Annotated in this window: 11 protein-coding genes; all 11 read left to right on the forward strand. The window is 39.0% G+C overall.

What is annotated here, in order from left to right; translation table 11 throughout:
* The first annotated feature begins 644 nt into the window (after positions 1 to 644).
* Positions 645 to 1,076, forward strand: coding sequence for a hypothetical protein (locus tag ACESQI_RS23825; protein ID WP_007487702.1), 432 nt, complete (start codon positions 645 to 647; stop codon positions 1,074 to 1,076).
* Positions 1,077 to 1,220: 144 nt separating this feature from the next.
* Positions 1,221 to 2,030: a MotA/TolQ/ExbB proton channel family protein gene (locus ACESQI_RS23830; protein WP_195661475.1), complete on the forward strand. Its 810-nt coding sequence runs from the start codon at positions 1,221 to 1,223 to the stop codon at positions 2,028 to 2,030.
* 29 nt (positions 2,031 to 2,059) lie between these two features.
* Positions 2,060 to 2,665, forward strand: coding sequence for a biopolymer transporter ExbD (locus ACESQI_RS23835; protein ID WP_007487701.1), 606 nt, complete (start codon positions 2,060 to 2,062; stop codon positions 2,663 to 2,665).
* A 14-nt stretch (positions 2,666 to 2,679) separates the two neighbouring features.
* Entirely contained in the window at positions 2,680 to 3,330 is a 651-nt protein-coding gene (locus ACESQI_RS23840) for a biopolymer transporter ExbD (RefSeq protein ID WP_002562770.1), read from the forward strand.
* Positions 3,331 to 3,358: 28 nt separating this feature from the next.
* Positions 3,359 to 4,174, forward strand: coding sequence for an energy transducer TonB (locus tag ACESQI_RS23845; RefSeq protein WP_002562769.1), 816 nt, complete (start codon positions 3,359 to 3,361; stop codon positions 4,172 to 4,174).
* A gap of 4 nt (positions 4,175 to 4,178) precedes the next feature.
* On the forward strand, positions 4,179 to 5,126 hold the full coding sequence (locus ACESQI_RS23850; RefSeq protein WP_002562768.1) for a PstS family phosphate ABC transporter substrate-binding protein: 948 nt from the start codon (positions 4,179 to 4,181) through the stop codon (positions 5,124 to 5,126).
* Between the two features lie 18 nt (positions 5,127 to 5,144).
* The gene (locus tag ACESQI_RS23855) at positions 5,145 to 6,578 is read left to right on the forward strand and encodes a tetratricopeptide repeat protein (RefSeq protein ID WP_007487698.1); all 1,434 of its coding nucleotides are present in this window, start codon (positions 5,145 to 5,147) and stop codon (positions 6,576 to 6,578) included.
* 279 nt (positions 6,579 to 6,857) lie between these two features.
* Positions 6,858 to 7,712, forward strand: coding sequence for an ATP-binding cassette domain-containing protein (locus ACESQI_RS23860; protein WP_007487697.1), 855 nt, complete (start codon positions 6,858 to 6,860; stop codon positions 7,710 to 7,712).
* Entirely contained in the window at positions 7,709 to 8,530 is an 822-nt protein-coding gene (locus ACESQI_RS23865; RefSeq protein ID WP_002562765.1) for a hypothetical protein, read from the forward strand. Before ACESQI_RS23860 ends, ACESQI_RS23865 begins: the two co-directional genes overlap by 4 nt.
* A 14-nt stretch (positions 8,531 to 8,544) precedes the next feature.
* Positions 8,545 to 8,910: a GntR family transcriptional regulator gene (locus ACESQI_RS23870; RefSeq protein ID WP_002562764.1), complete on the forward strand. Its 366-nt coding sequence runs from the start codon at positions 8,545 to 8,547 to the stop codon at positions 8,908 to 8,910.
* 16 nt (positions 8,911 to 8,926) lie between these two features.
* A complete protein-coding gene (locus ACESQI_RS23875) occupies positions 8,927 to 9,715 on the forward strand; it encodes a hypothetical protein (RefSeq protein WP_002562763.1) in 789 nt (262 codons plus the stop codon).
* The last annotated feature ends 152 nt before the right edge of the window (positions 9,716 to 9,867 follow it).

The raw sequence follows: 9,867 nt of genomic DNA on the forward strand, positions 1-9,867 counted from the left end.
TAAGCCGTATTCTTATTTATTCTGTTTATGAAGGATAATCAATACTCTGTGTTCCTCTGTGAAACTCGGTGGTGAAAGTTTCTGTGCCCCTGTGAAACTCGGTGCCAATCTGTGGGGAACCAACGTAAACACAGCCTGGAGAACTTCCCAGTGTGGGAAATACAAGGAATCAATGGTTTTAATATGCATTAATCTGTGTTTATCTGCATTTTGTTGATAATGGTATCACAAGATATTAAATTATCGGTTGAATCAATTTAAGGCGTTTTTTGGTGTTTATGTTCTATTTGTGATACTATAAAGAAAACACTGAAAACAATTCACAGAAATTCTGAAAATCAAGAAGTAATATTGTATAAAACTCTATATTGAAACGCTATTAACTATTTATTATATCCTCCCTAAACGAGCTACTTTTAGAAGGAAACTTGATATATAATCAAGCTCTTTTTCGTGTAGATCACATATTTATTTAAAAGAAAGATTCTTTTAGTTAAAACAAAATTAAACTGAATTATGTTATTACTGTAGAGTTGGGATTCTTGATAATTAAAAGATGTAAATTATAGACTTTATATCTGATTAGTTATTATTTTTGCGGCATATTTCAATTCATGATTTGAAACCTTTTTATAAAGTGTACAATGAAAACGTCTGTTAAATATCTACTAATGTTTATTCTGCTGCTATCATTTAGCATGCGGGGTAATGCATTGAGTATAGACGATTCTTCTGTTGCTACCTGTCAGGTTTCAGAATCTGCAAAGAATGCTGTTTCCGCTTCTTTAGACAGTGATGATGTCGCTTTCTACAATAGACTACATGCATTATCGATTTCGGATGTAGAGTTGGGTTTTAAACCAATTTCCGAGTCACATACTTCCTCCCATAATCAGCGTATGCGTCGCAGCATGGAAATCTTCGATTCTTTGAAGGATATTATGCATAAGCTGTGTCTAAGAGAGAATTTATTAGTACTTGACAAAAGTAAATCCTACCATTCTGATAAGGATCCTTATTACGCTCAATCCAGCAGCGAATATTACATCTTCGCGCTAAGACGCATCCTTATTTAATTCCTTTTTATTTATTCTGCACGTTTGCTATGCGGCTTAGAATGTGATTCTTTGTCGTAGAGCCCGGGTGCGTTGCGCTCAATTGTACCTCTGAATTTTAAATTCAATCAAATTAATAAATTCTTTAAAACAAAAAAACTGATTATGGAAACTACTCAAAAAAAATCCTCGTTTAAAGGTATCAAATCTGCTGGATGGGTTATTGTATGCTGTTTTATACTGGCTATCTGCATTTATGAATTCTTGCTCGGAAACCCTGGAAACTTTGTGAACAACGACCCCAACAATCATCCATTGCCTGGAAACTTCTTAGGAACAATTTACAAAGGTGGTATTATCGTACCGATTATTCAAACTTTATTACTGACAGTGCTTGCTCTTAGTGTAGAACGTTATTTTGCACTTCGTTCGGCTTTCGGTAAAGGAACTCTGGTGAAATTTGTAGAAAACATTAAAGGAGCACTTTCTGCAGGTGATTTGCAAAAGGCACAGGAAATCTGTGACAAACAACGTGGTTCTGTAGCTAACGTAGTTACTGCTACTCTGAAAAAGTATGATGAAATGGAAAAAGACAATACATTGTCTAAAGACCAAAAGTTGTTGGCTATTCAGAAAGAATTGGAAGAAGCTACTGCTCTCGAATTGCCTATGATGGAACAAAATCTTCCGATTATCGGTACTATTACTACCTTAGGTACTTTGATGGGACTACTCGGTACAGTTATCGGTATGATCCGTTCATTTGCTGCTTTGGCTGCTGGTGGTAGTGCTGACTCTATGGCTTTGTCACAAGGTATTTCTGAGGCTTTGATCAACACAGCTTTTGGTATTCTTACTGGTGCATTGGCTGTTATTTCTTACAACTACTACACTAATAAGATTGATAAACTGACTTATAGCCTTGACGAAGTCGGATTTTCTATTGTGCAGACATTTGCTGCAACTCATAAATAAGCGTGCGAACCCTTTAAAAAATAAAAATCATGGGTAGAGCAAAAATTAAAAAGAAAAGTACGTTCATTGATATGACGGCGATGAGTGACGTTACTGTGTTGCTGCTTACTTTTTTTATGTTGACATCTACATTTGTAAAAAAGGAGCCGGTACAAGTAACAACTCCAGCCTCAGTTTCCGAAATTAAAATTCCGGAAAGCAATATCCTTTCGATATTGGTCGATCCGGACGGAAAGATATTTATGAGTCTGGATAAACAATCGGATATGAGAGAAGTCCTGGAAAATATGGGAAAGGAGTATGGAGTAACATTTACACCGGAGCAGGAACAGAAGTTTGCTATCTCTTCTACCTTTGGTGTACCAATGAAAAGTATGAAAACTTTCCTGGATTTACCAACGGATCAACAAGATGCTGTATTGAAGAATGAAGGAATTCCTTGTGATAGTATCGATAATCAGTTTAAGGCATGGGTACGTAATGCACGTGCAGTGAATTCAGATTTGCGTATTGCTATTAAGGCAGACCAGAATACTCCATATGCTGTGATTAAGAATGTTATGAACTCGCTTCAGGATCTCAGAGAAAACAGATACAATCTGATAACTTCTCTGAAAACTACTTCTGAAAACTAAAAACGAATAAAACTATGAGTGCTGAAGTACAAGAAAGCGGTAAAAAGAAAAAAGGCAGCAAACAGAAAAAGATGGCTGTGCGCGTAGACTTTACGCCGATGGTCGATATGAATATGCTGCTGATTACGTTCTTTATGCTTTGTACCTCTCTGAGCAAACCTCAGACGATGGAGATAAGCATGCCGAGCAATGATAAAAATATCACAGAAGAGCAACAGAGTAAGGTGAAGGCTTCACAGGCTATTACATTGTTGCTGGGAAGTGATAATAAATTATACTATTATGAAGGTGAACCTAACTATAAGGACTATACATCGTTGAAAGAGACGAGTTATAAGCCGGATGGACTAAGGGCCATACTTCTGAAAAAGAATGCGGCTGCTGTGCGTAAAGTGAATGAACTGAAACAACAGAAGCTTGAACTAAAGATATCAGAGGACGAATTTACAAAGCAACTTTCTGAGATAAAAGGTGGAAAGGATACTCCGACAGTGATTATTAAAGCTACGGATGATGCTTCGTATATGAATCTGATTGACGCTCTCGATGAAATGCAAATTTGCAATATTGGTAAGTATGTGATAACGAACATTGCCGAAGCAGACGAATTCCTGATTAAGAATTACGACTCTAAAGGTGAGCTCTCACAAAATATTGCCGAATAATTAAGTAACACCTAAAAGAAAAAGAACAATGGCAAAAATAGATTTGACCTCTTCAGCATGGTGTGATCTGATATTTAATGGCAAGAACAAGGCATATGGTGCCTATAAGATGCGTGAAGATTCACCCAAAAGACACAATATAGCGATGCTGTTTGTAGTAGTCGTTGCATTGATTGGATTTAGCATTCCGGCACTTATCAAGCTTGCTACGCCTAAACAAAAAGAGGTAATGACTGAGGTAACTACCCTGTCACAACTGGAAGAACCGGAAGTGAAACAGGATGAAATGAAGAAAGTGGAGCCGGTAGCTCCTCCGCCTCCTGCTTTAAAGAGCTCTATCAAATTTACGGCACCTGTCATCAAGAAAGATGAAGAGGTACACGAGGATGATGAGATTAAGAGCCAGCAGGAATTGACGGAAACAAAAGTTGCTATCTCCATTGCCGATGTAAAGGGTAACGATGAAGCAAATGGTAAAGATATTGCTGACTTGAAGCAGGTGGTAACACAGGCTGAGCCAGAACCCGAAAAAATCTTTGATATGGTGGAACAGATGCCTACATTCCCTGGAGGAAATGCAGAGCTGATGTCTTTCCTTGCAAAGAATATTAAATATCCTACCATTGCACAGGAGAATGGAACACAGGGACGTGTAATAGTACAGTTTGTTGTAGAGAAAGATGGTTCTATTGCAGATGCACGCGTGGCACGTGGAGTAGACCCTTATCTGGACAAAGAGGCACTCCGTGTGATAAAATCCATGCCTCATTGGATTCCCGGAAAGCAAAATGGTAAGCCGGTGAGGGTGAAATATACTGTTCCGGTTATGTTTAAATTACAATAATGTGATGATGAAGAGACAATTCTGGTTAATTAGTTTTTGTGTTTTGGTTGCATTGACTTCATGTAACCGTAAACCTAAGGACGGATTTACAGATACATATACGTCAGGTGTTATCTCTATTGCTGCAGATGAAAGTTTTCAGCCTATTGTGCAGGAAGAGATAGATGTGTTTGAGGGAATATATCCTTTGGCCGGAATTGTCCCTCGTTATACTACTGAGGTTGATGCTGTCAATCTTCTTCTGAAAGATAGTGTGCGTCTGGCGATAACCACCCGTACATTGACCAAAGAAGAGATGAACTCATTTCATAGCCGTAAGTTTTTCCCTAGGGAGATTAAACTGGCTACGGATGGACTGGCTCTGATTGTAAATCGGCAAAATCGGGATTCACTGATTAGTGTACGGGATATTCGTCGGATACTAACCGGTGAGGTAACAAGTTGGAAGGATATTTATCCGGATTCACGTTTGAAGGATATCAGTGTGGTATTTGATAATCCTAATTCAAGTACAGTGCGTTTTGCAACTGATTCTATTTGTGGTGGAAAATCGCTTTCTACGACGAATGTAAAAGCTTTGCGAACCAATCGGCAAGTTATCAATTATGTGGCTCAAACACCGGATGCTATTGGAGTAATTGGTGTGAACTGGTTAGGTAACCGAAGCGATACAACTAATCTTTCTTTCCGTGATGAAGTCAGGGTGATGTCTGTCAGTGCTGAGGATATAGCTACACCGGAAAATAGTTACAAGCCTTATCAGGCCTATTTATATTATGGAGACTATCCATTGGCACGACCGATTTATATTTTATTGAACGATCCTCGTAGTACTTTGCCCTGGGGATTTGCTTCATTTTTGACTTCCGACAGAGGGCAGCGGATTATATTAAAGTCCGGATTAGTTCCGGCCACTCAACCAGTACGTATAGTGAGTGTAAAAGACGAATAATAACTAAAATTGATTACAATGAAACGATTTCAATTATTTTTAGCAGGGGCATTTATAGCAACCGGTTCTCTTTTTGCACAATCGGGAGATACCGAATGGCAAGCTGGATTTGCCAAAATGAAAACTCTTATTCAGACCGATCTGAACCAGGCTTCGGAACAGGCTGATCAATTATTGAAAGGAAAAAATAAAAAGAATCCGGAATTAGTGATAGCTGTGGCACATGCATTTCTGGATGCTGGAAAACTGCCTGAAGCAGAAGAATATCTGACTTTGGCAAAGAAAATAGATAGAAAATCTGCTGATATTTCTGTTCTGGAGGGAGACATTGCTTTTGCCCGGAAAGATGCCGGTACTGCTTGCCAGATGTATGAACAAGCTATCTATTTTAATCCGAAGAGTGAACAGGCCTATCTGAAACTGGCCGATATATACAAAGGAGCTAATCCACAACAGGCTATTGAGAAACTGGAACAGCTGAAAGCGGTTGATCCTTCAAGTGTACAGGCTGACAAAAAGCTGGCTGAAGTATACTATATGAACAATCGCTTTGATAAAGCTGCTGAAGCATATGCCCGTTTTATAGATACTCCTGAAGCCACGGAGAATGATTTAGTGAAATATGCATTTGCTCTTTTCCTGAATCATAAATTTGATAAGTCTTTGGAGATAGCCAATAAGGGATTGCAACGGAATGCCCGTCATGCTGCTTTCAATCGCCTGGCGATGTATAATTACACAGATATGAAACGTTATGACGAAGCTAAGAAAGCAGCCGATGCCTTCTTCGGTGCTTCTGATAATGCTGATTATTCTTATTTGGACTATATGTATTACGGACATCTGCTCAATGCTATAAAAATGTATGATGAAGCTGTCATACAATATCAGAAAGCTATTGAACTGGATGCAACGAAAACTGATTTATGGCGTGAGATTTCTAACGCTTATGAGCAGAAGAACGATTATACGAAGGCTATTGATGCCTATCAGAAGTACTATAAGTCATTGTCTGCTGATAAACAGACCTCTGATTTGCAGTTCCAGATAGGAAAACTTTATTACGGAAAAGGTACACAAGGTGATACCCTGACCGTTAGTCTTGATGAACGCAAGGCTGCTCTTGCTTCAGCTGATTCTGTTTTTGCAGTGATAGCTCAGGCTGCTCCGGATAGTTATTTAGGTAACTTCTGGCGTGCACGTGCTAATTCTGCGTTAGACCCGGAAACAACGCAAGGTCTGGCTAAACCTTATTATGAAGAGGTGGCTACATTGCTGGAAAGCAAAAATGACTCGCATTACAATTCCGCGCTTATCGAGTGTTACAGTTATCTGGGGTATTATTATCTGGTGGCTAATAAGCTGCCTGAATCCAAAGATTACTGGAACAAAATTCTGGCTATAGACCCCGCTAATGCTACTGCAAAAAGGGCATTGGATGGCATCAAATAGTAATAATTTTAGTTGTTTGTCGTGTGGGAGGAGTGGAGAGTGATCTTAGCTCCTCTCTTTTATTAACTACATCCTGTTTGTAAATGTAGTTGATGTTATTTTTAGTGAGTTTGTTTTATATTGGTCAAAAACAATCTCTATATCGACTTTTCGTTCAATCAATCTATCAATGAATTAATTTTTTTTCTCTCTATCTATTGCAATATTAAAAAGAATATCTACTTTTGCAGTGTACTATTATACTAATACACTTATACATTATATTAAAAGACAAAAGGTATGATTGCAGTAGAACATCTTTCATTCGTTTACCGTAAGTCAAAGCGTGCCGTGTTGCACGACTTCTCCCTTTCGCTGAAGCAGGGGAGAGTTTACGGATTGCTTGGCAAAAATGGTGCGGGTAAATCCACACTTCTCTATTTGATGACTGGTCTGCTTACTCCTAAAAGCGGGCGGGTTTTATATCATGATACAGACGTTCGCCGCCGTCTGCCGGTGACTTTACAAGACATGTTTCTTGTTCCCGAAGAGTTTGAATTACCGGCAGTCTCTTTGGTTAGTTATGTTGAACTGAACAGTCCGTTTTACCCTCGTTTCAGTAAGGAGGATATGGTGAAATACCTTCATTACTTTGACATGGACATGGATATCAATTTAGGGGCTCTTTCTATGGGGCAGAAAAAGAAAGTGTTCATGAGCTTTGCTCTTGCTACAAATACCTCTTTATTACTGATGGATGAACCGACCAATGGACTCGATATTCCAGGGAAGAGCCAGTTCCGTAAATTTATAGCTTCAGGTATGACGGATGATAAAACAATTATTATTTCCACACATCAGGTACGCGACATTGATAAAATTCTCGATCATGTTTTGATTATGGATAATAGCCGTGTATTGCTTGATGAGTCTACGGCAAACATCTGCGAGAAATTGTTATTTCTGGAGAGCGATAATCGTGAGTTGGCAGAAATGGCTCTATTTGCTTCACCCTCCATACAGGGCAATGTGATGATATTGCCTAACACAGAGGGAGAAGAGTCTGATATAAATCTCGAGTTGCTTTTTAATGCTACTTTATCTGTGCCACAGGAGATTGCAAAATTGTTTCATACAAAAACGAATGAGTTATGATAAAAGATACTTTTTTCAGTATGCCCCGCTTTGTGAATCTTTGCCGTAAAGATATGGTAGAGAATTGGAGATCAAATGTGCTTCGTATTGTGTTGATGTACGGAGTGATGGCGCTTATTATGATTTGGAACGGTTACTTTCAGTATCGGGGTGGAGGCTATGGAGACACTGATCCTGCCTGGAGATTTCTTCTGCCTCTTTTGATGTGGGGACTTTGGACGTTTGGCTGCCTGAGCGCTTCCTTTACCATGGAAAAGATGAAAACAAAGACAAGCCGCCTTTCTGTATTGATGACTCCTGCCACTCCTTTTGAAAAGTATATTTCACGTTGGCTGGTTTCTACTGTTGTCTTTTTGGTTGTCTTTCTTATTGCTTATAAATTGGCCGATTATACCAGAGTATTGGTTTACACACTGAAATATCCGGATATAGATACTATTGCACCGGTTCCGTTGTCACATTGTGTCGGAGGAAACGTTCCCTATTATACATTGACCCGTACGTTGAAAGATTTTATGTTGGTTATTGGAGGATATTTCTTTTTCCAGTCCTGTTTTGTGTTGGGTAGTTCTATCTGGCCCAAGAATGCTTTCTTAAAAACCTTTGTAGCCGGAGTGATCATAACCATTTTCTATGTATTAGTCACTATGGGAGTGGCCAATCTAATTCTTGAAAAGGATGGCGATTACTCTGGTATTTACAGAACGGAACGTACAGAGTATTTCATATTATCAGCTATAATAGTCTTCTTTACACTGATGAACTGGACACTTGCCTATTTCCGTTTTAAAGAGGCTGAAATTATTAATAGAATGTAACAAACTCCTAACTTATGAATTTTAAAGAAGCTAAAGCAATTTATCTACAGATAGCAGATAGAATCTGTGACGAGATACTTCTCGGACAGTACAAAGAGGAGGAACGTATTCCTTCCGTCAGAGAATATGCCGCTATTGTGGAGGTAAATGCCAATACGGCCATGCGTTCATTTGATTATCTCCAGTCACAGGAGGTGATTTACAATAAACGTGGTATTGGCTATTTTGTCTCTGTAGGTGCAAAGAAGAAGATTCTCTCTCTTCGGCGAAAGACATTTTTGAAAGAGGAGCTGGATTATTTCTTCAAACAACTTTATACACTTGGTATTTCGGCAGATGAGATAGCAGAAATGTACCGGGAGTACAGTAAACAACAATAAAAATAAAATCTGATTTATGAAACGTACAACTTATATACTTATAGGAATATTAGTATTGGGGCTGCTGGTATTATTAGCCTTTGTCTTTTATGCCTCAGTAGCCGGCAATAAGCCAAAGGAGGACAAAGAACTTTTCCCGGAATCCGTGTCGATGGATGCGACAGGCGTTCACACCGTAAAGTTTAGACTCGATAAGGAGAATGTGTACATCCCATTGTTGGGCAGATTGTGGGTAAAACCTGGACAGGGGGAGACTAAGACGTTCTCTTATCCCAAAGGAGCTTCCAAATACTTTACGGTTGAACGTGAAAAGGACACCTTGTTCGTCTCTTTCCGTTACGATGAAAAACTGTTTTCAGATAAAAAGGGCGAATATGAATTGCCCACCCGTGGATTGAAATTTAATCTGGAAGCAGATTCAACCTTGAAACTCATTTACAATCATGTGGGCGGATTGGGCGTTGCCCTCTCCAATTTAACATTGGACAGCCTTTCTGTCCGGACCATGTTTCAATCATTTTTAGTTGATTCCTGTAGATTTCGTGCATTGAATACAGAGGTCTTTTCAGGATCCTTCGATGTATACCGGAGTACAATTCGGGATCTGCACATTAATCTAAATGGGATGAAAAATTGGAGAGTAGAGAAGAGTGATATTGATACGGAATACCTGAGCGGCGACTATAAACATCGGTGTGAACTTCCCCGGGGAGAGTGTCGTCAGATGTTTTGGATTCCCCGAAATAAAGATGCAGAATTGAGAGTCACTTTAAAAACTGGAGCCCGTGTCTTGCTTCAGGAGTAATGAGGATAACATTGTATTTATTTTCTGAAAAGATGAGGTTGGTCCGAAAAAAAACGGATCAGCCTCATCTTTATATCGGCTCAGTCTGAAACCTTGGGGGATTGCGTTAAAATTCTTATTTTTGCATCATGAAAACATCCTCTTCCCAAACG

The organism is Bacteroides sp. HPS0048 (assembly GCF_964240755.1).
GTDB lineage: Bacteria > Bacteroidota > Bacteroidia > Bacteroidales > Bacteroidaceae > Bacteroides > Bacteroides nordii.

Coding starts and splice junctions, on each gene's coding strand:
- ACESQI_RS23825 (WP_007487702.1), top strand. CDS start 645: ATGAAAACGTCTGTTAAATATCTACTAATGTTTATTCTGCTGCTATCA.
- ACESQI_RS23830 (WP_195661475.1), top strand. CDS start 1,221: ATGGAAACTACTCAAAAAAAATCCTCGTTTAAAGGTATCAAATCTGCT.
- ACESQI_RS23835 (WP_007487701.1), top strand. CDS start 2,060: ATGGGTAGAGCAAAAATTAAAAAGAAAAGTACGTTCATTGATATGACG.
- ACESQI_RS23840 (WP_002562770.1), top strand. CDS start 2,680: ATGAGTGCTGAAGTACAAGAAAGCGGTAAAAAGAAAAAAGGCAGCAAA.
- ACESQI_RS23845 (WP_002562769.1), top strand. CDS start 3,359: ATGGCAAAAATAGATTTGACCTCTTCAGCATGGTGTGATCTGATATTT.
- ACESQI_RS23850 (WP_002562768.1), top strand. CDS start 4,179: ATGATGAAGAGACAATTCTGGTTAATTAGTTTTTGTGTTTTGGTTGCA.
- ACESQI_RS23855 (WP_007487698.1), top strand. CDS start 5,145: ATGAAACGATTTCAATTATTTTTAGCAGGGGCATTTATAGCAACCGGT.
- ACESQI_RS23860 (WP_007487697.1), top strand. CDS start 6,858: ATGATTGCAGTAGAACATCTTTCATTCGTTTACCGTAAGTCAAAGCGT.
- ACESQI_RS23865 (WP_002562765.1), top strand. CDS start 7,709: ATGATAAAAGATACTTTTTTCAGTATGCCCCGCTTTGTGAATCTTTGC.
- ACESQI_RS23870 (WP_002562764.1), top strand. CDS start 8,545: ATGAATTTTAAAGAAGCTAAAGCAATTTATCTACAGATAGCAGATAGA.
- ACESQI_RS23875 (WP_002562763.1), top strand. CDS start 8,927: ATGAAACGTACAACTTATATACTTATAGGAATATTAGTATTGGGGCTG.